We start from the raw sequence: 25,441 nt of genomic DNA, 5'->3' as shown, positions 1-25,441 counted from the left end.
ATGCTCAACGTCAAAGAAATCGCGGTTTCAAAATCGTCCTATTTCCGGCAAGGTTATCTTTGGTTACTTCTACTGCTACTTATATCAGCAATTTGTGTCAACTTGGAACCTTGGATAGTAGTATGGGTGCTAGTTACATTTATTTGGCTGATATTCCTGTATTACCATGTAGAATCGGGGTTAATACTATTAATTGCATCAGCTCCTTTTTTAATCGTAGTAAGTGAAACTAAACTCGTTGCCCAACTTACCGGAGTTGAAATACCCAAAACGTTACTTCGCGTTCCGAAAGATATCTGGTTATTAAGTTTACTAGGAGTATGGGGTTTACATCTGGTGCATAAACGATATCGTTTACCGATTAAGGAAAATGAACTTTATCCAGTTTACATTCCGATACTATGTTTTATTGGATTAGCATTTATCTATACTTTTGTTAGTCCAGAGGTAAAAGCGGGTTTTTGGGGGCTACGGTCTACTGTAGAATTTATTCTTGTCTTTCTCTTAACTATAGCAATTTTAACCAGAGCGCAGGATATCCAAAAAGCGATTGAACTTTTCCTGTGGAGCGGGTTGCTTTTTTCACTGTGGGGGCTATACCGCATTTTTACGACTAAAATTGGATTAGGAACTTGGTTTGAGGTCATGCCGGAACATATTGTTGGCCGATTAACCGTGTTTGGTGATGAACATAGTGCGAATGCGTATGCGATATTTATGGCAATGTTAGTTGGATTCTGTCTTGGTGCGCTCGTTTATCGCAATAAATTAGTGAAAAGTTGGCGGTATTTGCTCGGATTAACGTTATTTTTTGGTGGGATAAATTTAGTGTTTACTTTCTCGCGACGTGCCTGGCTTGGAGTATTTATCGCATCGCTGGTTATCGGATTTCTCGCCGGGAAATCGAGAATTATTATTAGATTTCTGCTGATAGCTTGCATTGCAGTCGTTATAGCTTATTTCATTCAACCATTAGCGTTGACCGCATTATTCAGTCGAATTACAACGTTTGACCCCAGCCATATCACGATTCGGGAACGATTAGATGAATGGACGGTATTATTCCAGCGGATGCTCGATTCGAATTTATTAGGTATTGGGTTAGGTATGGTTGGTCCAGTCGGAGTCCTTTATGAAATACCTGATGCAACATTAACTCATAATTATTATTTATTACTCCTAATTGAAATGGGAATGTTCGGCTTATTTTTATTCATCTGGATACTAGGAAGTATATTGCGTTTCGGGTTTAGACTATTCAGAATACTCCCTGAATCTTTCGAAAAAACAATCGTTCTTGGTCTGCTTGCCTGCATAATTATTCTAATCATTTCGGCTTTAGGCGGGGTTACTTTCGAAAGTTTCCCAAATAACCTCCATTTTTGGTTTTTTGCTGGGTTATTAGTTTGTATCCACAAATTAGCTAAACTTAAACAAACGGTATTTAAATAATATTTTTTATGCGAATTGGAATTAATACCTTATTCTTGCTTCCAGGGAAAGTCGGTGGAACCGAGACCTATGTTCGTGGATTACTGTATGGCTTAACAAAAATTGATTCACAAAATGAATATATACTTTTTACCAATCGCGAAAATCATGATTCGTTTGATTTCAAACTTCCGAATTTCAAGCGAATACTATGTAATTTCTCCAGTCGTATAAAAGCAACTCGGGTTTTCTGGGAACAGGCTATTCTCCCGAAATTAGGTCTAAAAGAACGAATTGACCTACTCCATTCACCAGGATATGTTGGACCATTATCAATAGATAGCCATACGATTGTAACTATTCCAGATATGCAATATAAATATTATCCGGAAAACTTTAGTACATTTCGATTATGGTATTGGCAGTATTTTATTCCGAGAAGTGCAAAAAAAGCAGATAGAATTATTACATTATCAGAATATTCGAAAAAAGATATTGCGATGTTATTGAATATACCGAGAGATAAAATAATCGTAACCTATCCAGCATCGAAGTTTGATATCTTTGAATTGTCAATACCGTCTAACGAAAAGATACAAACGAAGTATAATCTTAAAGCTCCGTTTATTTTATCAGTTGCATCACTCTTACCCCATAAAAACTTTAAACGTTTACTGGAAGCTTATGCGCGAATCGCAGACCAATGCAATGTGGATTTGGTTTTGGTTGGATTAAAACTACAATCATTATCAGCAATCCAAGAACATATAAAACAGTATAAAATCAATCCCAATCGAGTATTGATTCTTGGTTATATAGGTGATCCTGATTTAGCTGGGTTATACCAATTAGCTGAGCTGGTAGTTCATCCTTCATTATTTGAAGGGTTCGGCATCCCGGTTGTAGAAGCAATGAAATTCGGGTGTCCAGTAATAGCGGCAAACCGAACTGCGTTACCCGAGATTATCGGTGATGCAGGACTGCTTATTGATCCGGAAAACCCCCAAGCAATAGCTGAGGCAATCCATGCTATTCTAACCCAACCCGTTTTACGAAAACAATTGATTGAAAAAGGATATCAACGGGCAAAATTATTCGTCTGGGAAAAAATGGCAAAAACAACTTTAGATGCTTACATAGCGGTTGTCAATGGATAAAAATAACAATAATTATCGAATCAAAGTATTGGTTCTCTGTCAACTATTTTATCCAGAGCTCGTTTCTACTGGGCAGACGTTAACCGAATTATGTGAAGAATTAGTAAAATTGGGAGTTGAAATCGAAGTTATCTGTGGTCCAGTAACCATTCTAAAAAAACAAAATAAAATTCCAAAATATCTTGAATATCAAGGAATAAGAATTCATCGGGTTTGGGGAACGCGATTTCCGAAGTTGCATTTGTGGGGAAGAATTATCAACCAGATAACCTATGCAAGTTCAACTTTTATCAAGCTATTGTGTGATTTCAGCAAACGACCGATTTTAGTCTTAACCAATCCGCCATTTCTTGCGGTTAGTTGTGCTATTTTAAAAAGTATCGGTCTCGGAAAACCATATATCTATTTGATTTTCGATGTGTATCCGGATAGTGCAATTAATCTTGGTGTACTAAAAAAAGATAGTTTCGTTGCAAAACTCTGGGAATGGTTTAATAAATTTACATATCGTCATGCGACTGCTATCGTAGTTATCGGTAGATGTATGGAAGAAGTAATTATTAAGAAGTTCGAACAGCACGGTTTAAAAGACCGAGATAAAATCCACCGTATCCATATCTGGAGTGACGACCGTCTTATTCAGCAAGCGTTCGGAAAACCGAATCCGTACATTGACCAGTGGAAGTTAAAAGATAAATTCGTAATTAGTTATTCTGGCAATATGGGACGATACCACGATCTGGAAACAATTATGGCTGTCGTAAAAGAATTGCAGGTGTATCCAGATATAGAGTTTCTGTTTATTGGGGAAGGGCATTATAAACAATGGATGCAGCAGTTTGCGCAAGATAATCATTTAACCAATTGCCAGTTTCATACCTATGTTGAACGCGCACAACTCGGATTCTCATTATCCTGTGCGCATTTGGGATTAGTTTCACTAGCTCGTGGGCAAGAAGGGTTGTCTGTTCCTTCCAAAACCTTTGGCTATTTAGCTGCTGGCGTTCCCGTCATCGCGATTATGTCGGCGAAATCGGAAATTGCTAAGGTTATCCAAGAGGAGAATTGCGGTGTTGTGGTAGAACCGGGAGATAAAGTTGGGTTGCTCAATGCGATTTTATCCCTGTATAATAATCAGGTAAGATTAAATGAAATGCGATATAATGCGCGTTATGCGATTGAAAAGAAATACAATTTAATAACCGCTGTACAAGCATATCATACGTTACTTAGTAATGTAACAAAACGCACATTCATAAAATAGGAGATAAAACAGTATGGTAAATCGGTTAGAAAAAATTTTGGTTACCGGCGCCGGTGGATTTATCGGACATCACTTGGTGAAATTTTTAAAACAAAAAGGATATTGGGTTCGTGGAGTTGATATTAAATTGCCAGAATATGAACCTACGGTAGCGGATGAATTTGAATTGCTAGATTTACGTCGTTGGGATAATTGTTTACAGGCAGTCCGTAAAATCGACCAGGTATATAATCTAGCTGCAAATATGGGCGGTATTGGGTTCATTGAGACGCATAAAGCAGAGATTGTTTATGACAATATCCTGATTAATATGCATATGCTAGAAGCAGCGCGATTACAGGGTGTTTCCCGATACTTTTTCACTTCATCTGCATGTATCTATCCTGGCTATCGTCAAAAAGATACGAATGTTATCCCACTCAAAGAAGAAGATGCATATCCTGCAGATGCAGAAGATGGTTATGGTTGGGAAAAATTATATACTGAACGCGCGTGCCGTCATTACTATGAAGATTACGGTTTAAAAACCTATGTTGTTCGATTCCATAATATTTATGGACCACTCGGTGCTTATGAAGGTGGTCGTGAAAAATCGCCTGCTGCTATATGCCGGAAAATAGCATTAGCAAAACCAGTTGACGAAATAGAAGTTTGGGGCGATGGAAAACAGACTCGGTCATATTGTTACATTGACGATTGTGTTGAAGGTATCTATCGATTAATGCAGTCCGATTATCATCAACCATTGAATTTGGGTACTGACCGATTAGTCAGTATAGATGATTTAGTAGATATCGTTGCAAAAATCGCTGGGAAGAAAATAACTAAACGATACGATTTAACGAAACCACAAGGTGTTCGTGGGAGAAATAGTGATAATACTCGACTTCGGCAAGTGTTACAATGGGAGCCACAGATTTCGTTAGAACAAGGACTCGAAATAACTTATCGCTGGATATACAATGAACTGGTTAAGGCAGGCAGAATTCAATAGCATATGACTTCAGTTTTGTTGATGGGTTCAGTCACAGTTACCCAATTAAATTCAAGTTGTAACACATTGGTATATCGAGCGTTAGATATGTTCCGCCCGATTTAACCGGGATTTACTCCAATTTATCAGGTTCAATATAAACTCTAAGATAAGCATATCGTGGTTTGGTCAAAGTTATTCAATATTATGTAACGTGTATAATTACTTGTGGGTGTAAATAATATCGAAACATTTTCCAATAGGTAACTTAGAATTACTACATACGAATGAAACAAAAACTTATCATTAGTTCAGCAATCCTTGCAGATTGTATTTTAATTCATACAGCAATCTGTCTCGGTTTTTTTACTAAATTTCATGGCGTACCGCAACCTGTTCACGTAAATATTTTTTTCTATTTATCTCCTTTAATCACTGTAATTCATTTAATTACACTCGCTCTATTTCAATTATATAAACTTGACCAGGATCGATATCCATTCGACATAATTTATAATACCTTTTGGGCGGTTACAATAAGCTGGTTATTTTCATTTCTCATTATGTTAGTTAGTCGAACGTATTTTTTCCCGACAGCTAATATTTCACGGGGATTATTGCTATACAATTGGTTATGGACGATAGTATTATTATCTAGTTGGCGAATTTTATATTATCGAATCGAACGGGCACGAGGGAGTTTTATTTCACGAGTAGCAATTATCAGTTCTGGTCGGTTAGGACAGGAGATTATGGACGAAATGAAAGATTACGCTAAATATGGACATCAAGTATTAGGAATCATTGATGCAGAAATCACTCCGTCGAATGGAGAACCATCCATGCCTATGTTGGGGAAAATATCGAAATTACATGAATTAGTTTCCCAATTGAAAATTACCGAACTAATTATTGCGGTAACTGGAGTGGCGCCAAATGATTTATTACGCTTAATTTCTTTATGTGAGAATATCGGAGCTCGGGTTAAAGTGAAAGTCCTACCATCGCTCTATGAAGTTACCGTCGGTCGGATAACATTACAGGAAACTGCTGGTATTCCACTGATTGAAATCAAATCGCATGCATTTTCTGGTGTATATCCAGTAATAAAACGATTTCTGGACATTGTAGTTTCATTAGGCGCATTAGTGGTCTTGCTCATCCCGTTTTGTATCATAGCGCTTTTAATAAAATTAACTTCATCTGGTCCGGTATTCTATCGGCAGCAACGTGTCGGTAAAGATGGGAAACAATTTATGCTATATAAATTTCGTACCATGGTCAAGAATGCAGAAGATTTAACCGGACCGGTATTAGCGACTTTAAATGATCCCCGAATAACTCGATTCGGTGCTATTCTCCGAAAGACACGAATTGATGAATTCCCACAATTATTGAATATTCTAAAAGGGGATATGAGTTTGGTTGGACCGCGACCAGAACGGCCTGAATTTGTCAAGAAATTTTATCAATTTGAACCTTTTTATTCCCGGCGTTTGAAAGTGCGTCCGGGACTAACGGGATTAGCCCAGATTCATGGCCGGTATGATACTTCGGTAGAAAACAAGTTGCGATACGATTTAGCTTACGTTTATAATATCTCATTAATGCTAGATTTAAAAATTATATTTTCAACCATCCGGGTAGTGCTCACCGGTAAAGGAGCGAGATAATCAATCTATGACCAGTGAAAATGGAAACTTATATACCATACAAGTTGGGAAAATTCTTTGGCAATACAAACATCTTATTATTGGCTGTAGTGTATTCTGTGGAATGATTGCGCTGATTATCAGTTTTTTTATCCCGAAAACTTATGAAGCCAAAGCGACATTATTGGTTATGCCGCCGAAATTTCAGACTGATGTTCAGCCGACAGCATTTAGTGCACCAACCTATCAAGCGCTGTTAGAAAGTCGGGAGTTGGTTAAGGAAATCATTGACCAATTACAGTTAAAAAAAATTACCGTCGAAGAATTACAGCGGAAAATGAATACAAAAGTGGTTATAGAATCACAACCGAAATCAATATTTACTCCGGTGATATATTTAACTGTGAAATCGGATAGTCCAGAAACCGCAGCAGCGATTGCAAATAAATGGGCAGAACTTTTCGTTGCTCGAACCGAACATTTAAGTTCACGGGAAATTGATCGTGCATATCAATTATTAACTAACCAGTTAGATAGCACCGAACAGAATCTGAAACAGGCAGAAGAAATTGTCAAACAGCTCAAAGAGAAATATAAATTAGAAAACTTACGGAGCGAATTAGCTGGTAAATTGCAGCAGTTAGATGGAAATTCAGCTCCGTCACTATTCAGGGCGCAGCAACCCACCATTATTTCTGTTTATACACCGACTGAAACACAAAAGATAGAACAGGGATATCGTGGATTGCAAGCGAGTATGTTGTATGAGCTAAGTACTACACAAAATCTTTTAGATAAACTTGGACCTCAGTTTTCTCCAGATGAAAGAAATCAGATACAAAAGCGAATTGATATGCTTACTATTCAGATACATGATCTCAATAAAACGATTCAACAGCTGGAAAAAGAGGTACAGAAACTGCAGAACGAAATTGTTACCGGCGAAACACTCATTAGTCGAGCGCAACGGGAAGTTGATAAATATAAACAAACCTATATTATGTTAGCAGAAAAAGCAGAACAAGCAAAAATTGCAAAAGCGGAACAGGTAGAAGATATAAAAATCTTTGCAAAAGCCGTTGTTCCAGAACAACATATATGGCCTAGAAAGGGAGTCATTTCTATCATAGCATTTTTTAGTGGTTTCTTTATTTCCTCAGGCTTTATCGTAACTCGAGAATATTTCCGAACTACATAAATTTGGAGTTTACCTTTTGAAGTTATTATATCTCGCTATTTTCTTGTTCTTCTTTGCGTTTTATACCCTGATCATGGGCGGCCATTTATATTCGCCAGATGAAGAAATAATGTTTCGGACGGCAGAAAGTATGGCGCAATTTCAGGGATTTGCAATTCAACCATTAGTCCCCGGTGGAGATCGATTCACGCAAGCGGATGCGAGCGGTAGATATTATGGTCATTACGGATTAGGTCAACCGTTGTTAGCAGTACCATTGTATTATTTCGGGACAGGGTTGGTGCAGGTTATTCCTGCAGATTGGAATCAAGTGTTTCGGTACCCTGGCAGAACTCTATATGAAAATGTTACCCGATTAGCGGTATCGCGATTTAATCAGGTGGTGACCGCTGTAACCTGTTTATTATTATTTCATTTTGGGATTGTTTTAGGGTATACAAAACGCGCAGCATTGTTGGTAACATTAATCTATGGACTGGCAACAATGGCAATGCCACATGCAAAAACTTTCTTTTCCGAACCATTAGCTACCTTATTACTCTTATTTGCATTTTATAGTTTATATTCCTATAAACTTACCAATAAACTCCGGTGGTTGCTTTGGTCGGGAAGTGCACTTGGCTATGCGATTTTTACGCGAATCGATAGTATCATCACAGTTCCGCTCTATCTAGGATATTTATTGTTTGGGTTAACAACAGTTACTCCATCCCGATGGTTTAAATCCGCAGTTCGACCTATAATCTTCTGGTTAATCCCGATAGGATTATTTTGCGGATTAGTTGCCTTATATAATTACGTGCGGTTCGGTTCGGTAACTTCAACCGGCTACGAATCCGAAGGATTAACTTTTAGCTATCCGTTATTGGATGGGTTATATGGATTGTTGTTCAGTTCAGGAAGGAGTATTTTTCTTTTTTCGCCACCGATACTTTTGTTCTTTATCGCACTGAAAACATTCTGGCAGGAAAAACGATACGAATCTTACTTCTGCTGTGCAATTGCGGTAGTATATCTTTTATTTTACGCTAAATGGGAAAGCTGGGCAGGTGGATGGTGTTGGGGTCCCCGGCATATATTCCAAATCCATATATTTTTGTTGATACCAGTTTTAGCGTTATTTGAAAAGTATATTAGAAAACCTCATTCCTTGTTCTGGGCTTGGATTGTGCTCTTGACTGCGGTTGGTATGTTTGTTCAGATAACCGCTATTCTCGTAAGTTTTATGGATTATCATCACTGGTTACTCACCCAGGTACCTGCGTTATGGTATTCATTATATATTCCAGCACATTCGAGTTTAATCGGATATTGGGAAATTGTCCGGCAAGGGATAATCGATTTATTTTTCCTGCAACTTTGGCAATCAAGTTTACCTATATGGATAAAAAGTTTACCGATAGTAGCGGTACTGATTCTATTGTTCACAGGATATTATATAGTTCGGGTTGTCTCTCTAGAAGACAACCGTGAGCTCATACAAGCATAAATTAGTGTATATAAACAACATTTAATATTTTATAATAGATTACAATATTAATTAAGGATAACCATAAGTTCAAATGGAAGCGTTAACCATAATAATCCCAGCATTTAATGAATCGGCTAGTATCGGTAAAGTTATTGATGAAATTAATTCCATATTAACTGGAAAAGAATATGAACTCATTGTAATTGATGACGGGTCAACCGATGGAACCGCTGAAATAGTGAAAAATAAACCGGTTAAACTTATCATTCATCCGGAAAATCGAGGATATGGCGCAGCAATTAAAACCGGAGTAAATCAAGCGAAATATGATTGGATACTCATTCTTGACGCTGATGGGACATATCCTGTAGAGGCTATCCCACAGTTAATTTCTGAACGAAACGAGTATGACATGGTTGTTGGCGCACGGAAAACTATTCCCGCTTCACGGAGATTAGCGAAATGGACGCTATCGAAACTAGCCAATTATCTTGCAGAGACACAAATTCCAGATTTAAACTCCGGACTTCGTGTATTTCGAAAAGATTTAATTCACCAATTCCGGCACATCTTACCAAACGGATTTTCATTTACCACAACTTTAACCTTAGCGCTGCATTGCAATGGATATTTTGTTAAATATGTTCCAATAGAATACCGGACTCGAATTGGGCAATCAAAAATTAAGCCGATTAAACATACCGCTGATTTTTTTATTTTAATTCTGCGGACTATTGTTTATTTTAATCCAATCCGCATATTCTTACCAGTAAGTCTCATGTTAATCCTACTTGGATTATTTATTGGGATATATAGCAAATTCATTCTAGGAACACTGATGGATGTATCAACGATCACTTGTGTGGTTACAGGAGTTGAAATCGCTATCCTCGGTTTATTAGCCGACCTTCTTATCCATCGTGCTCAGTAATCTCAATGGAGAATCCATAGACACGATGAATCCCGCGTCATATACCGTATGATATATAACAACCTGGATATGCGAAGCGCTGGTTTGAGTATCCTATGAAAATATTATTATTGAATCCACCGCATTTAAGCGGAACTATTTATATGAAAGAACTCGGTCGTTGCGGAAGAAAGAGTATTGCTGGTGAACTCTGGCCACAAACGGGACTAGCATATCTAGCTGCAGTATTGCTACAGTCAGGTCATGATTGTAAAATTCTAGACGCCATGGCAGAGGGTATCACGATAATTGAACTACAGCACCAGATAAACCGTTTCGCGCCTGAATTGATTGTTATTCATACGACCACGCCAACGTTTAATAATGACGCAGCAGTAATTGAATTCATCTCGAAATCTCAACCTCAGGATTCGAAACTCAAACTTGGTTTTACTGGAACCCATGTAACCGTGCTTCCCTATGAATCATTAGCTGCATCCGTGGCTGATTTTATTCTTATTGGAGAAGCGGAATACACATTATTAGAATTAGCAAACGAGTTTAATGCTGATTGGAGTAAAATCTCTGGATTAGCGTTTCGAGATAAAAGCGGGCAAATCCAAATCAATTCACGGCGTCCATTAATTTCAGATTTAGATACCATTCCATTTCCGGCGCGTCATTTATTGCCAAACCAAAAATATCGAATGCCATTTTTCGATGGAGAACCATTTGTTACGATCATTCCCTCTCGTGGTTGTCCTTATCAATGCACGTTCTGTCGAGCAGGCGCGGTTTGGGGTGAAAAAATTCGACTGCGGTCAGTACAGAATGTTTGCGATGAAATTGAATTGGTTATTAATCAATACAATATCCGCAATATTGTTTTTATGACTGATGCATTAACCTTAAAAAAATCGTGGACAGTTGAGTTATGTAATATGATCCAAATGCGCAAACTCAACTTTCGTTGGATTGGGAATAGCCGGGTTGATACCGTAGATTTTGAAATGTTGAAATTAATGCACGCTGCAGGTTGTGAATTGATTTCCTATGGCATTGAATCGGGTAATCAGGAGATACTTGATAGAGCGAAAAAAAGAATAACGTTAGCTCAAGCAGAACAGGCGATTCGATGGACGAAAGAAGCGGGGATTTTAGCGTTTGCCTATTTTATAATAGGGTTACCTGGAGAAACTTGGGAGACCATCGACCAATCAATTTCATTTGCAAAAAAGCTCGATCCGGATTATGTTAATTTCCATATCGCCACACCTTTTCCTGGTACCGAATTATATCAAATCGCTAAAGATAACCATTGGCTGATTACCGACGATTGGAGTCAGTTCGAAGAAGAGGGTTCCGCAGTAATGCGGACTGAACATCTTACCGCATCAGATTTAATACAAGCACAGAAGAAAGCGATGCGGCAGTTCTATTTCCGTCCGAGACAATTTGGTAGAGAAATTATGCGAATTAGGAATGTCAAAGATTTAAAAAAGAAAATTCATGCGGGACTGAAAGTGTTTTCTGATTTTTGAAATAACGATTATCCAATTTTAACCAAAACCGATTCCACCGATTAAAACTATCACTCTGTGTACTCGAAATGTAATCTGTGTAATGACTATTTTGTATAGCTTTTTTTGAACAATTGTGATATATTGTATGATAGAGAAGACCTATGCAAGAGTTAATAGAAAAAGCTAATATATTAATAGAAGCTTTGCCATATATCAAAGAATTTTCTGGGAAAACTATTGTTATGAAATATGGCGGAGCCGCGATGGTTAAAGAAGACTTGAAAGAAACTACGATGCAAGATATCGTTCTGATGAAATACGTTGGAATGAATCCGGTGGTGGTACATGGTGGCGGCCCAGAAATTACTGAGTTTATGACCCAGCTTGGGTTAGAGCCGAAGTTCGTTCACGGACACCGATATACCGATGAACGAACGATTGAAATAGTCGAGATGGTTTTAACTGGAAAGATTAATAAAGAGATAGTGTCATTATTAAACCAGCATGGCGGTTCTGCGGTTGGGATAAGCGGGAAAGATGCGAATTTAATTCAGGCTAAAAAGTTTATTCCAACTAACCATCGTGGTATCCCTGAAGAAGATGTCCCAGATTTAGGTTTTGTCGGCGATATTGACCAGGTTAATCCACAAATTATTCAGGCGTTAACACAAGATGGTTTTATTCCGGTTATTTCACCATTAGGAGCAGACAAAACCGGACGAGGGTATAATATCAATGCAGATTTAGTTGCTGCAGCGATTGCGGGTGCATTGCGCGCAGAAAAACTAGTGTTATTAACTGATGCCCCTGGGATTCTACGTAATCCAAACGATGAATCGAGTTTAATCCCGACAATTCATAAGAACGAAATCGAATTTTTGATTGAAGATAAGATTATTTCTGGAGGTATGTTACCCAAAATTGAGGCGTGCATCCGGGCATTAGAATCTGGAGTAGCGAAAACGCATATTATTGACGGTCGGGTTCCGCATGCGGTATTATTAGAGATATACACCCAAAAAGGTATTGGAACAGAAATACTATTATAAGTAGGAGGTATAACGAGCATGTCGAAAATAAAGATTCTTGTCGCTGAAGATGAATCTGATATTGCCGAAGTATTTCGGATCGTCCTTGAATCGAAAGGGTATGAACCGATCATCACTGCTGATGGAGAAGAAGCATTAAATCAGATTAAGCGGCAGAAACCGGATATGTTGATTCTAGATGTAATGATGCCGAAAATGTCGGGGTATACACTGGTTAAAGAGCTCAAAAAGGATTCGGAATTAGCTGGGATTCCTATAATGATGGTTAGTGCCATTAGTCAAGGGTCAAATAAACCGGATGAATTCTGGCAACAGGGGATGGGCGTTGATGATTATATTACTAAACCATTTGACCCATCGGATTTATTAAAACGGATTGAAAATCTTCTGCGAAAAAAACGGGAAGGTTGGTTGGATAAAGACCGTCAACCTTTTTTAGCAGCGCAAGCTATGGGGCTTGCAACGGAACCGATGTCGAAACCTGCCGTAAGTCAGGAGAGCAAACCACAACCACAACCGGAGTCAGCGAAACGTATAGCAAAGACTGTGACGCCGGAAGATGTTGTTCGCACCTTTATCGAATCGTGGAATACGCAATCGTTTGATAAAGAATATCTGTGTTTATCAGACCGATTACATGGAAATGTTGACCTAGTGGATTATGTAGCTCGGCGAAAAAGTTATTATCAGGAAACGATGGCAAGCGGCACTTTACGGCAGGAACTACGTCAAATTATCTCCGTAACGGGAGACCCAAAAGAGACGAAAGTAACTGTAATTAGAGCTGATATCCGTTCTGGGAAAGAACAGCAATTCCGTGAAGTATATACTTTAGCGCTACTTGGAGGAACGTGGAAAATAATCAACGTTCGCCGATTGACAACGTAACTCGCTTAGTAAGAAATACAAAAAGTACTAGGAAAACCTAGATTTTTATTCCTAGTACTTTTTGCGCGAGTGCCTCTATGTTATTGGTATTTATTCTTCGCTGTCTCTTTCCTCGTATTGTTTCATTTCGTTGATAAATTTCGTTTTCTGCTCTTCGGTTAAAAGCGAGAGTAATTCATCTATCAATTTCTGCTCTTGTTTTCGGAATTTCGATTCAGCGGTTTTTAATTCTTTTGATTTAGCCTCTGCAGCTGAGATATCCCCAGATTTTTTAAGCTTTTTGATTTCAGCATTTAGTGCGGTTCGAGTTGAAACATATTGGTCTCGCAATTCTACCAAAGCATGTAATTTCGGGAGAAAATCTTTCTGCTGTTCAGGAGTCAAATTCAGTTTCTGGATTAACCATTGTTCATATTCTTCGACAGAATCAATTGAAGGGAGATATTCTGGGTATACATTTTGCATTTCATCACGATATGTCGGAGGATACGGATAAACTGGTTCCGGATAAGGTGCAGGATAATAATATACCGTGTGCGGAGCTGGATACAAAACAATATTTACAGGCATCGGTTTCCACCATACCCAGAACCACCAATGTCGAATTGCAGGAGGTGGTGGAGCCCAATACCACGGTAATGGCGGTCGCGGTCCATACCATGGTCGTGGCGGAACAACAACCCACGGTCGAGGCAACGGTGGCGGTAAATATGGACGCCAAACCGGTGGTGGCGGATATCGCCAATATGGCGGTAAAGGAGCTCTAGGAGGCACGGGTGGTGGTGGTACAGCATTCACAGAATTGATTATTCCAAACACAAATCCAGCTATCAAACTGGATAGAATCAACCGTTTCATAGAGTTTACCCTCCTTTCTTATACTGTTTGATTACAGTGATTTAATTTTGATACGAAGATTTAAATCACAGTAATCGTGCTATCTATCCAAACATTGTGCAAAAATCACGCCATAAATTTGCTATATAGGAATAAGCTGGATTCAGAATGGCAAGATTCTCATATAACCATAAGGTACAATTCTAGTACCACTTTGCACGACCTCACAATCAAATAAGGCAAATGAGGTAAATTATATACCCTAAAACCTGATACAATTAGTTCTTGATAGTAATGATTTTGTTAATTATATAAAAACATTTGCGTAATTTTGCTAGAACCTTTATACTAATTATTATAAAATAGTTATAACCTAGCAGAAGATATGAGGAAAAAGATTTTTCCTCGGAGCGTTTTTCAATCTTCTGCTTTATTATACCAAAATGACAGAGGTTACCATGGTTATTCCATATATTATCATATTTATATTCGGGTTAGCTATTGGCAGTTTTTTGAACGTTTGTATTTATCGTATCCCATTAAATCAATCGATTGTTAAACCTCGGTCACATTGTCCGAAATGTAATGCACTGGTCGCTTGGTATGATAATATCCCACTATTAAGTTATTTAATCTTACGAGGAAAATGTCGGCATTGTAAAACTCCGATTAGTTTCCGTTATTTTATTGTCGAATTATTAACCGGTATTCTCTTTGTTATTGTCATTTGGAAATTCGATGGGGTGAATTTTGTATCATTCACCTATTTAGTTGTTGTCGGGTCATTAATTGCCCTGACTTTTATTGACCTTGACCATTTCATTATTCCGGATGTTATAACCTATCCAGTTATGATACTTGGTGTGGTAGTAAGTATTATCCTGGTTTTTATACCGAATCCAACGTTTCTTATTAGCGGGGAGATGTCAGGTCCATTTTCCGCAGCGACAGGAAAATGCTATCCGGTTTATAATTCGTTATTTGGTTTTGCGGTAGGTGGCGGAATATTATGGTTGATTGGCATAACCGCAAAATGGCTCATTAAAAAAGAAGCGATGGGCGGTGGTGATGTAAAACTACTCGCTGCACTGGGAACGTTTATCGGATATAAATTAGTTTTATTAACCTTAATACTTGCATCGTTTGTTGGTTCGATTATTGGTGCATTCGTGTTAATACAAGCTAAACGAAAAGAAAAGGAAACGACACCGTTCGGGCATTACATCCCGTTCGGTCCGTATTTAGCGCTCGGAGCGTTTATCGCGTTAATTTGGGGGAATGATATCATTAATTGGTATTTCAATCATTTATTAGGGTTTACAGAATTACCTCCAGGAGTACGATGATGAATATTTCTGGAACCACGCAACTCATCGGGTTGTTCGGATATCCGGTGAAACATACTTTTTCGCCAATTATCCATAACGCAGCGTTTACGTTCCTCGGACTCGATTTCGTTTATATCCCGTTTAGTATTCCGCCGGAGAGACTGAATTTAGCTATGAAAGCGATTGTTCCGCTGGGATTTAAAGGATTGAATATAACCATTCCACATAAAGAAACGGTTATTCCATTACTAGATGAAATTTCACCAACAGCGGAATTAATCGGTGCGGTGAATACCATAAAAATTGATGCGCAGGAACGGCTGATTGGATATAATACCGATGGGGTAGGGTTTATTACCGCTTTATTATCAGAATTAAATATGGTCATAGAAGGCAAAACCATGGTATTACTAGGTGCCGGTGGTGGAGCTCGCGCGGTAGGAATACAATCAGCATTATCTAACCTTAAAGCAATATATATTATGGATATAGTTAAAGAACGGGCGCAGAAATTAGTTGCTGATATAAAACGAAGTAATCCGAAGGTCGCAGCGGAATCAATCGAATTCGTGGATTTGCAATCAGTTTTATCGAAAGCGGATATTCTTGTTAATGCGACTCCAATTGGTATGCAACCGGAAGACCCGCTTCTGATTCAACCGGAATGGTTAAACAAAGAGTTGAAAGTATTTGATTTAATCTATAATCCATTAGAAACAAAATTGGTTCGTACGGCAAAAGAGAGAGGATGTAGCGCTACTAACGGTTTAAGAATGTTGATTGAGCAGGGTGCCGCTGCATTTGAAATCTGGACTGGAATTCAACCACCGGTTGAAATAATGCAACAAGCTATCTTAGATTATCTTGCAAGATCTAAACAAAGTAGTTGATAACAAGAAGAAAACAATCCTTATTGCCATTCATAAAAAGGAGTACCTATGATTCGATATTTAACCGCTGGTGAATCGCATGGCCAAGCAATAACCGCTATACTTGATGGTATTCCAGCTGGGTTAGAAATTTCGATTGACGCGATCAATTTAGAGTTGAAACGACGCCAAATGGGGTATGGTCGCGGAACGCGCATGCAAATTGAATCTGATACTGTTGAGATTATTTCGGGGGTTCGTTTCGGGAAAACGCTCGGCAGTCCGATAACGCTATTCGTTCGAAATAAAGATTGGGAAAATTGGCAGGAGAAAATGGCGGTTGAACCCTTACCTGCAGGGAAAACATTTTCTCCGTTGACCCAGCCGAGACCAGGTCATGCGGATTTAGTCGGTGCAATTAAATTTGGACATAGAGATATTCGGAATGTACTGGAACGCAGCAGTGCGCGAACGACGGTAGCAATTGTGGCGATAGGTGCTATTACGAAACTGTTTTTGAAAGAGTTTAATATTAACATTACGAGTCAGGTCACGAATATTGGCGGAGTACAAAGTTCGGTTGATGTTTCGCAATGGTCAATTGATAAAATAGCGCAGTTAACAGAGGCATCATTAGTTCGGTGTGTATCACCTGAAATTAGTTTAAAAATGCAGGAAATAATTGATACTGCAAAAGAACATGGGAATACTGTTGGCGGCATCTTTGAAATATTAGTTGATGGTCTCCCGATAGGGTTGGGGAGTTATACCCAATGGGATAATCGGCTGGACGGAAGATTAGCGCAAGCGATTATGAGTATCCCCGCGATTAAAGGAGTTGAATTCGGAGCCGGATTCGCAGTTGCGAATAAATTTGGGTCACAGGTTCACGATGCTATCTATTATGAACAAGGAAAGTTTTTCCGAAAAACCAATAATGCCGGTGGACTTGAAGGCGGGGTAACTACTGGAGAACGATTGGTTATTCGAGCGGTAATGAAACCGATTTCAACCTTAATGCAACCGTTAGATTCCGTTGATTTGGTTTCAAAAGAGAAAACAGTTGCAGCAACAGAACGGTCAGATGTATGCGCTGTTCCTTCAGCAGCGGTTGTGGGTGAATCAATGGTTGCAATAGAATTAGCGAACGCTATGTGCGAAAAATTCGGTGGAGATTCGCTTCCTGAAATGAAGCAGAACTATTGCAACTATGTAGATTATATCAAGAAATTATAAGGAAGGTTTTAACTCTGGTCGGGGCGACCGGATTTGAACCGGTGACCTCTTGCACCCCAAGCAAGCGCGCTAAACCGGACTGCGCTACGCCCCGCATTGGTATGATATATCCGAGAGTATCGTTTTTGGTTATCGATTCAGTTTGGTTAGGATAGCGTTCAATTCTTTTTTGGTATAATTGAGCAATTCGACTAATTCCTGTTTTTTCTCCGGCGGTAATTCTTCTTCCGCTAATTTCCGTTTTGCTCCTGCAATAGTATATTGTTCTTCATAGAGTAGGTGTTTAATTCGCTGCAGTTTTTCAATATCCTTCTGTTTATATTTCCGTTGGCCACTACTACTTTTTAAAGGTCGTAATGTCGGGAATTCGGTTTCCCAATATCGGAGCACGTATTCTTTTATTCCGAGGAGTTTACTTACTTCCCGTATCGTATAATAAAGTTTTTCCGACGGTATTTTTGCCATAGTCAATTGTTTAATTAGACTATGCAAGTATAACGAGTTACGTGAAAATTGTCAAGAAAAACTTTAAAATAGTTAGAGCGTAAACGAAGCTAACCGATTTTGGATATCGTATGCGGTTAATGCATCAATGATTTCGTCCAGTTCACCGGAAAGTATTACTTCAAGGTTATGCCAGCTTTGTCCAATACGATGGTCAGTAATACGATTTTGCGGGAAATTATACGTCCGAATTTTTTCACTCCGTTCACCGGAACCGATTTGCGCCCGACGGGTTTCAGAAATCTGCTGATGTTGTTCCTGCCGTAGTTTATCTAATAATCGTGCACGGAGCACTTTCATAGCTTTCGCTTTATTTTTAATTTGAGACCGTTCATCTTGACAGCGGACAATCATACCAGTTGGTAAATGCGTGATTTGAACCGCTGAGTAAGTCGTATTTACTCCTTGACCGCCAGGACCACCGGAACAACAGATATCAATTTTTAAATCTTCCGGTTTAATCTCTAATTCTATCTCTTCCGCTTCTGGGAGAACCGCTACCGTTACCGTGGAAGTATGGATTCGGCCACTTGCTTCCGTAACCGGTATGCGTTGAACTCGATGCACACCCTGTTCATATTTTAATCGGCTATAAACACGTTTCCCTTCAACACTAAATATAATTTCTTTATACCCGCCTAAATCGCTCTGATTCCCGTCGATAATTTCAAGTTTCCATCCCTGTTTTTCAGCATATTTGCCATACATCCGAAATAAATCGCCAGCAAATAATGAAGCTTCCTCTCCGCCAGTACCCGCCCGGATTTCAACAATAATATTCTTTTCATCATTTGGGTCTTTCGGGAGCAACGCTTCTTTCAATTCTCGTTCGAGTTTAATCAGTTTCTCTTCCAGAACCGGTAATTCGGTTTTCGCTAATTCAACCACAGCTTTATCCGCATCGGCTAGTAATAATTTCGTATCTTCTTTTTCCTTTTCAACCGTTTTATATTCCAAATATTTTGTTACAATCGGATTCAATCCGGATAGCGTTTTACCAATTCGAGTTAATTCCGATGGATTACTTGCAATAGCAGGATTGCTTAACATTGATTCAAGTTCGGTTTTCTGTTTGACAATTGCATCAAGTTTAGCGATTAGATTATTGTCCATAACCTATACCCAAAGAAATAGTTTGGTATGTTTGATGTCAGTTTTTCTTTATAACTCTAATGTTTTATATAGTGCAGTTAATGCAACTTCAATTTGTTTATCGTCCGGTTCACGGGTAGTAATGCGTTGCAGCCATAATCCCGGAGCGATTAACCAGCGGATATACCATCGGTTTTTTCTTTTTGCAGCGAATTTATTGATTTCATAAGCGACCCCAGCAATCGGGAGAACGAGTATGATATGCAGTGGGATTAAAATCAATTTTTGTTTCCATACGGATAATCCGTTGAACGCAGGAGTTAACCAACTTAAGATACTTGGAATAATGGCAAATATGAAAATACTGATTAATAGCACCATAATAATAAAACTAGTCCCGCAGCGAGGATGTTTAGTCGAAAATTGTTTAACATTATCAACATTCAGTTCTAAACCGGATTCGTACGCAAAAATACTTTTATGTTCCGCCCCGTGATATTCAAATACCCGCCGTATATCCTTTAAAAATGATATCGCAATAATATACCCAAGAAAAATCAGGATGCGCAAAAGCCCAGCAACAATATGAAACCAAAATGAAGTAAACGCTTGTTTCGCCAACCCGATATCCGAACCGTTTTGCGTTCCGCTATGGATAGCGGTCTCTTGAATTCCGAGCCATTGCGTAACTACGTTCGGGATAACGATAAATAGGAAAATTCCTAGGAAAAATGCTACCAATACTGATACCACGAGCGATACCGGACCAAACGCTTTTTTTTCTTTTTCCGGTTGCGGCTCTTCTGCTATGGCGATATTTGCAGAAAATTCTAGCGCTCGGAACCCTATCGCTAGCGATTCAATGAGAACAATGATCCCACGAATAAATGGAATCCCTAGCCATCGATATTTTTGGTGCAACGGTATGCGCGATTCCTGATGAGTGATGATATTCCCGTTCGGATGGCGAACCGCAATCGTATATCCTTTAGACCCGCGAATCAAAACTCCTTCAATTACCGCTTGACCGCCGACCGCAAAATCTTCTTTAGAAATAGAGAACATATTGCTCGTGCTTGAATTATGGGTAAATAAAAAATGCAGGGTAGTCTATATTGCGGTTATACCCAAGGGTATAAATAGTAAACTACTATCCTGCATTATAAGGGAAACGAAGCTAACTACTGGTTTTTTTCGCTGCGCTCGCTGTAGCGGTAACCGCAGCAGTTTTTTCCGCTCTTCTCTGGAATCGGTCAACTCGACCAGCAGAATCGACTAATTTCTGTTTCCCGGTAAAAAAGGGATGACAGGCGGAACAGATTTCGACATGGTAGTCTTTTCTGGTACTACCGGTTTCATATACGGCACCGCAAGCGCATTTTATGGTTACTTGATAATACTGCGGATGGATTTTCTCTTTCATCAGCTCTCTACTCCTTTATTAAGAAAACTTTATGTATTGAACTATCTATTATATCAAAAAATCCCTCTTTTGTCTAAAATTTGATTATCGAAGTAAGTAAGAAAGCTGAACTACTGGAGTTGAGTGGGAATTGCTCAAAGCAATTCCCACTCAACTCCACAGGTTAAACAAATGTAAGGTAGGTAGAGCGGGTTATTTACCTATTTCGAGATTCGAATTGTTGATAGTAGAATTGAGCTAAAACCGGATTTTTTGCAATATTTTGATAATAGAGCGCAAGGTTATAATATGCTTCTCGGTTCGATGGAGCTATAGCGATTGCCTGTTTATATTTTTCTACCGCTAAATCGAATTTACCTAATTCATAATAAATAGTTCCGAGATTATTATACACCTGGGAGAAATCTGCCCCGATCGTTTCAGCACGAGAAAAATGGTCAAATGCTTTCTTCTGGTCGCCAATTGCGAGATAATATTTCCCGAGATGGAAATGGTAATCAATTAACGCTTCTCGAACATAGAAATTCACGATACGGGTAATAAGATTATTCTGTTCCCAGGAATGGTAATATCTATCAATATCTTCAAGTTCTGCTGGGTTAAAGTAAACTCGAGATGTATCTGTTACAGAGACGACACGATAAAAATAGCTATCATGTTTGAGTGTATATCCAGGGAAAGCAGTCATTTCGACAGGAATTTCGAAAAATATCTGGTGTTGATTGTTATTTCGTGCGAGGAGTTGGTTGAAATATTGGGTACGCCGTTCTGCCATTTCTGGTTCGGATAATTGCCATTTTTGTTTCCGGTATCCCCCGCTCGCATCTTCAAACAATCCTCCGCTCATATCATAGATAGTAATATCTGGTCGTTGTTTATTAACAATTTTTTGATAAGCGAGTGTAAAATTATTACTATCGCGTATGGAGAAGAGAATAGCGTTTTGTGGTAATGCAGATAATATATTTTTCCCATACAGTTCACCGAATCTATTACCAAGCCGATTGTTAAGTTTATAGTTACTCAGCAATGGAATTAGTGGTAAGAGTAATAATATATAAGCGATTGATTTATTTATCGTTAAATAGTATTTCTGTAAGTATCGCATTATGAATGATATACCGAATGATATCCAGATAGCTACTATCAAGTATGACGGGATAAAAAAGACATGCGCGAGTGTAATTTCTTCGGTAGTAATCCGATAGTTAATAAGATATATTAATCCGAAGCTATACAAAATAAATATCCCGAGTAAAAGCCAGGAAAACGGCTGAATTTGGCACGTAGAACTGGGTTTATTCTTCCAAAAAAGAAATAGCATACCTACCATAGCAAAGCCGAGCATGAACGGACTGAATTGAGCGCTGAGCAGTTTTCCATACACGATAACCTGCTGAAGTAGCAAATCTAACGTTCTTGGCAGAGTAAAATTAAAACTCATACTTCCATATTGTTTTCGAACTAAATGGGCAACGAACCGTTCTACATTATCTGGAATACCCCAGTTTACTGGCGGATTTAATGTTGCGCGAAGTGGGAGATATACATAGAGTGCTAGTCCGAGGATGAAGAAAAAAATGAGCATGAGATAAACGGTTATATAAGTTTCTCCGACTTTTTTCGGTTGTCCCGAATTCGATTTTTTAGATTGTTTTTGTTTATTCACTCGTACAGTTCGTATATGAATATAAATGATAAATAGAATATAGAGCGGTAACCATAGCAGGAGCGTATGGTGATTGGATAATCCTAATCCGAAACATAATCCTGATACATACAGATATTGTATTCCAGCATTATGCGGTGTAGGTTTATGTGGAGTAACGTTCATTTGTCGTTCACTCCATAGATAGAGACAAAGTAAAATAACGATGGTAAAAAAACTATTCATCGCATAACTGCTTTTCCCGATATTCGCCTGGCTCCAGAACGTCTGCGAAAATGCGAAGAGTAAGCTGCCGCTAGCAGCAGCGAATTGATTATTAGTTAATTTGATTAATAGGAGGAACAGGAAAAAGATTGTTCCTGCAGCGAAAAAAGCTGAAAGAAGATTTATCCGATATGCAATATCGCCGACGGGAATCCACGTGAAGATTTTACCGGTTAAACAGAGTAGGGGATACCCTGGCGGATGCGCGATTCCGAGCGTATACGCAGCTGCGGTTAATTCTCCGCTATCGCCAACATATACCGTGGGACAGAGAGTATAAAGATATATACAGCATGCAATGCACGCAACTATAATTCCGATTAACCGTGTAGAAGAGATCATTGAATGTATTATTGGTTGGATTTTACTATAGTTCTCTCCATCGAAACTATGACTAGACTTAATGTTTGTTTATTTAACCTTGGTTAGACTTTGAATATATTTTGGTAACTATTTTCAGGGTATAGTCGTTTACTTTCAGCGATTGCTTTCTTGAGAAAGCAATTCTGTTTTCTCATTTTATTGAATTCATCTGGAGTATAAACTAAGGGTTCTATAGGTAAATCGGTAAGTTGGAGTACTGTAGCAATTCGTTCAAACATCTTTCCTTGAAAATCACCAACAATAATCAAATCAATATCACTACCTTCATGGAGTTGGTTTCTAGCGAATGAACCAAAAAGATAGATACGGTGAATTGAATATTTCCGAAGTAACCGGGTGATAAATTTTTTCATTTCTTGAGTAATTGTTTCACGGTGGTCAATATTAATGTTGCATAGTTTAGGCATTGTTTTGCATCCTTTTTATCATAATAATCAACTGGTGCAGTATCCGCATCTAATCCATTCGGATATCGAGTCGGAATATAATAGCTGTCGAGAATTCGAGCAGGAGTATCTAATTTCAAAAATCTTTTTTCTTTTTTTTGTGCTTCATTAATCAACAGTTTTATTGAATGAGTGGTTAACGAGGTATATCCTAAATTATAGAGGTATGCTTTGAGAGCCTTTTCAGCGCTCTGCTGTGCTTGAAAACAACTCCATTCATAATTTCTATCAGCGAAACTATCATTTGCAGCTTTTAAATCAGCTTCCGCTTGCCGGAACCATAACTGTGCTTGTTTCCGCATAAGATATTCCTTTCTAACGTAATTATAATACCATGAAACAATGAAATCAGGAAAGTTTGGTAATAGTAAACAGGCAAAATAAAAAACCGTTTTGAGATTGAATCAGAACGGGTTAGTAGAACGCAATTTTGTCTGAATAGAGAAATACTATTTTTGTATTCCGTTCAAATCGCGATAATTCGACTGGTAACCAGGAGGTTTTTGTCAAGGTGCTAACGCCATATTTTATACAAGATGGATAATATTTCCTTTTCTATCTAACAGAAAGCTTAGAAGCATTGATAGTAGCCGCAATCTGATTTTTTTCTAGCAGATACAGTTTTGGGTTAAAACAAACGGCAGCTATTCGCGATAAGGGGATTTCTTGTGGTATCGTTTTAATCGCGCGTGAAATTGTGTACGGAGATTATTATCTGAAGTAAGGTTAATCGCTTGTTGAATGTACTCAATAGCGCGGGTAAACTCGCCCGTTTCAGCGTAGGCGGCAGCTAATGTATCAAGAATATTCGCATCGCTGAATTTCGTTAATTTCGCAGCTTGTAATGCGAGTGCAACCGCTTTATATCCGTTCCGAATTGATGCATCTGATGATGTTGCATAGAGCCAAGCGAGATCGTTCAATGCCGGGATATAATTCGGATTCGTTTTCAAGATTTGTTGAAAAATCGTTATTGTTTCTTGCACTCGATTGAGCTGCTGATATACTTTCGCTAGGTTCTGTAATAGTTCAATCCGTTCAGGGGATTTTTGTAATGCAGTTTGGAGAACGGTTAATGCATCATTGAGTTTATTCTGAGAAATATAAATTGACGCGAGCATATCATACGATAAAAGGAAATCCGGTTGGAATTGTATTGCGAGTTTAAATTCAGATATTGCGGATTCGATTTGGTTGGTTTTAAGATAAATAATACCGAGATTATGATGCGCTTCACTATAATCAGGTTGCAATGCAATCGCATGTTGGAATTCGTTTTGCGCTAATGCTAACTGATTGAGTTGTGCATACGTCATACCTAAACCGTTATGGAGTAATGCTGAATTCGGATTAACTCGTATCGCTTGCTGGAAAACTGAAACCGCAGCGGGAAAATTTCCTTGTTCTGTATAAAGGGTAGCGAGGTTATGTAACGCTTGAATGAACTGCGGTGCACGTTGTATCGCTTGTTGATAGGATTGAATAGCGAGCTCAACTTGTCCGCGTTTACGATATTCATTCGCGAGATTAAAATATACCCGAGGTCCGCTCGGATATTTTGCCGCTTGCGAAAACAGCGTGTAATCATTGTGCCAATCACGGTTTCGAATAGCTGTCCGTATGGATAACCCCAGAACCAATACGGCTAAAATACTCCAAATCCATTTTTTATCTTTCAACAAATACAACGTATATGCGGTAATCCCAGCTATACCAATAAACGGTAGGTAGAGATATCGTTCGCCGAACGGATTATATATCGGGATAATATTTACTACCGGCAGTAATGCGATGAGAAACCAGAGTAGACCCCAGCGATATATGTTCGGTGATTTAATGATAGCAAAAATTATTCCCGCTCCGAGAATTACGC

23 protein-coding genes and 1 tRNA gene are annotated in these 25,441 nt (G+C 38.6%); 14 read left to right on the top strand and 10 right to left on the bottom strand.

Translation table 11 applies throughout. The annotated features are described in order from the left end of the window. The 11 genes from N3A72_03020 to N3A72_02970 all read left to right on the top strand — a co-directional run bounded on the left by N3A72_03020 (nt 1) and on the right by N3A72_02970 (nt 13,516). A complete protein-coding gene (locus N3A72_03020) occupies nt 1–1,452 on the top strand; it encodes an O-antigen ligase family protein (protein ID MCX7918582.1) in 1,452 nt (483 codons plus the stop codon). Nucleotides 1,453–1,460: 8 nt separating this feature from the next. Next, complete coding sequence (locus N3A72_03015) at nt 1,461–2,588, top strand: glycosyltransferase family 4 protein (GenBank protein MCX7918581.1); 1,128 nt, start codon at nt 1,461–1,463, stop codon at nt 2,586–2,588. Next, the gene (locus N3A72_03010) at nt 2,581–3,852 is read left to right on the top strand and encodes a glycosyltransferase family 4 protein (protein MCX7918580.1); all 1,272 of its coding nucleotides are present in this window, start codon (nt 2,581–2,583) and stop codon (nt 3,850–3,852) included. Before N3A72_03015 ends, N3A72_03010 begins: the two co-directional genes overlap by 8 nt. 13 nt (nt 3,853–3,865) lie before the next feature. Then, entirely contained in the window at nt 3,866–4,846 is a 981-nt protein-coding gene (locus tag N3A72_03005) for an NAD-dependent epimerase/dehydratase family protein (GenBank protein ID MCX7918579.1), read from the top strand. A 266-nt stretch (nt 4,847–5,112) separates the two neighbouring features. Next, complete coding sequence (locus N3A72_03000) at nt 5,113–6,498, top strand: sugar transferase (protein MCX7918578.1); 1,386 nt, start codon at nt 5,113–5,115, stop codon at nt 6,496–6,498. Nucleotides 6,499–6,505: 7 nt separating this feature from the next. Further along, the gene (locus tag N3A72_02995) at nt 6,506–7,675 is read left to right on the top strand and encodes a Wzz/FepE/Etk N-terminal domain-containing protein (GenBank protein MCX7918577.1); all 1,170 of its coding nucleotides are present in this window, start codon (nt 6,506–6,508) and stop codon (nt 7,673–7,675) included. 16 nt (nt 7,676–7,691) lie between these two features. Then, nucleotides 7,692–9,164, top strand: a complete 1,473-nt coding sequence (locus N3A72_02990; GenBank protein ID MCX7918576.1) for a hypothetical protein — start codon at nt 7,692–7,694, stop codon at nt 9,162–9,164. Nucleotides 9,165–9,237: 73 nt separating this feature from the next. After that, nucleotides 9,238–10,077: a glycosyltransferase family 2 protein gene (locus N3A72_02985; protein ID MCX7918575.1), complete on the top strand. Its 840-nt coding sequence runs from the start codon at nt 9,238–9,240 to the stop codon at nt 10,075–10,077. Nucleotides 10,078–10,172: 95 nt separating this feature from the next. Then, the gene (locus N3A72_02980) at nt 10,173–11,597 is read left to right on the top strand and encodes a B12-binding domain-containing radical SAM protein (GenBank protein MCX7918574.1); all 1,425 of its coding nucleotides are present in this window, start codon (nt 10,173–10,175) and stop codon (nt 11,595–11,597) included. 143 nt (nt 11,598–11,740) lie between these two features. Then, on the top strand, nt 11,741–12,628 hold the full coding sequence (gene argB, locus N3A72_02975; protein ID MCX7918573.1) for an acetylglutamate kinase: 888 nt from the start codon (nt 11,741–11,743) through the stop codon (nt 12,626–12,628). Between the two features lie 18 nt (nt 12,629–12,646). Further along, complete coding sequence (locus tag N3A72_02970; protein MCX7918572.1) at nt 12,647–13,516, top strand: response regulator; 870 nt, start codon at nt 12,647–12,649, stop codon at nt 13,514–13,516. A gap of 90 nt (nt 13,517–13,606) precedes the next feature. On the opposite strand, the gene N3A72_02965 is transcribed toward N3A72_02970, so the two are convergent. After that, nucleotides 13,607–14,374 (bottom strand): hypothetical protein, encoded by a 768-nt coding sequence (locus N3A72_02965; protein ID MCX7918571.1) that lies wholly within the window; start codon nt 14,372–14,374, stop codon nt 13,607–13,609. A 437-nt stretch (nt 14,375–14,811) separates the two neighbouring features. On the opposite strand from N3A72_02965, the gene N3A72_02960 reads away from it, so the two are divergent. The 3 genes from N3A72_02960 to aroC are packed head-to-tail and all read left to right on the top strand — an operon-like array spanning nt 14,812 to nt 17,786. Next, nucleotides 14,812–15,699 carry a prepilin peptidase gene (locus tag N3A72_02960; protein ID MCX7918570.1) on the top strand — a complete coding sequence of 296 codons (888 nt, stop codon included), beginning with the start codon at nt 14,812–14,814 and terminating at the stop codon, nt 15,697–15,699. Further along, nucleotides 15,696–16,571 (top strand): shikimate dehydrogenase, encoded by an 876-nt coding sequence (locus N3A72_02955; GenBank protein MCX7918569.1) that lies wholly within the window; start codon nt 15,696–15,698, stop codon nt 16,569–16,571. Before N3A72_02960 ends, N3A72_02955 begins: the two co-directional genes overlap by 4 nt. Before the next feature lie 48 nt (nt 16,572–16,619). After that, nucleotides 16,620–17,786, top strand: coding sequence for a chorismate synthase (gene aroC / locus N3A72_02950; protein MCX7918568.1), 1,167 nt, complete (start codon nt 16,620–16,622; stop codon nt 17,784–17,786). Nucleotides 17,787–17,801: 15 nt separating this feature from the next. Here the strand turns inward: aroC and N3A72_02945 are convergent. The 9 genes from N3A72_02945 to N3A72_02905 form a co-directional block, all read right to left on the bottom strand. After that, a tRNA-Pro gene (locus tag N3A72_02945) sits at nt 17,802–17,880 on the bottom strand. A gap of 35 nt (nt 17,881–17,915) precedes the next feature. Beyond that, nucleotides 17,916–18,251: a MerR family transcriptional regulator gene (locus tag N3A72_02940; GenBank protein MCX7918567.1), complete on the bottom strand. Its 336-nt coding sequence runs from the start codon at nt 18,249–18,251 to the stop codon at nt 17,916–17,918. Between the two features lie 72 nt (nt 18,252–18,323). Beyond that, the gene (prfA, locus tag N3A72_02935) at nt 18,324–19,403 is read right to left on the bottom strand and encodes a peptide chain release factor 1 (GenBank protein ID MCX7918566.1); all 1,080 of its coding nucleotides are present in this window, start codon (nt 19,401–19,403) and stop codon (nt 18,324–18,326) included. Between the two features lie 48 nt (nt 19,404–19,451). Further along, entirely contained in the window at nt 19,452–20,447 is a 996-nt protein-coding gene (locus tag N3A72_02930; protein MCX7918565.1) for a DUF1385 domain-containing protein, read from the bottom strand. A gap of 112 nt (nt 20,448–20,559) precedes the next feature. Next, the gene (gene rpmE / locus N3A72_02925) at nt 20,560–20,805 is read right to left on the bottom strand and encodes a 50S ribosomal protein L31 (GenBank protein MCX7918564.1); all 246 of its coding nucleotides are present in this window, start codon (nt 20,803–20,805) and stop codon (nt 20,560–20,562) included. A 196-nt stretch (nt 20,806–21,001) separates the two neighbouring features. Then, nucleotides 21,002–23,080, bottom strand: coding sequence for a DUF2723 domain-containing protein (locus N3A72_02920; protein MCX7918563.1), 2,079 nt, complete (start codon nt 23,078–23,080; stop codon nt 21,002–21,004). Between the two features lie 83 nt (nt 23,081–23,163). Further along, on the bottom strand, nt 23,164–23,475 hold the full coding sequence (locus tag N3A72_02915; protein MCX7918562.1) for a nucleotidyltransferase domain-containing protein: 312 nt from the start codon (nt 23,473–23,475) through the stop codon (nt 23,164–23,166). Then, entirely contained in the window at nt 23,472–23,870 is a 399-nt protein-coding gene (locus N3A72_02910; protein ID MCX7918561.1) for a HEPN domain-containing protein, read from the bottom strand. The genes N3A72_02915 and N3A72_02910 overlap by 4 nt, the downstream gene beginning before the upstream one ends. Nucleotides 23,871–24,212: 342 nt before the next feature. Then, a partial coding sequence (locus tag N3A72_02905) for a tetratricopeptide repeat protein (protein ID MCX7918560.1) occupies nt 24,213–25,441 on the bottom strand: 1,229 nt, incomplete at its 5' end.

It is taken from the genome of bacterium, assembly GCA_026416715.1.
In the GTDB taxonomy this organism is placed as follows: domain Bacteria; phylum UBP4; class UBA4092; order JAOAEQ01; family JAOAEQ01; genus JAOAEQ01.
This window is presented reverse-complemented; position numbering and strand designations above follow the sequence as displayed.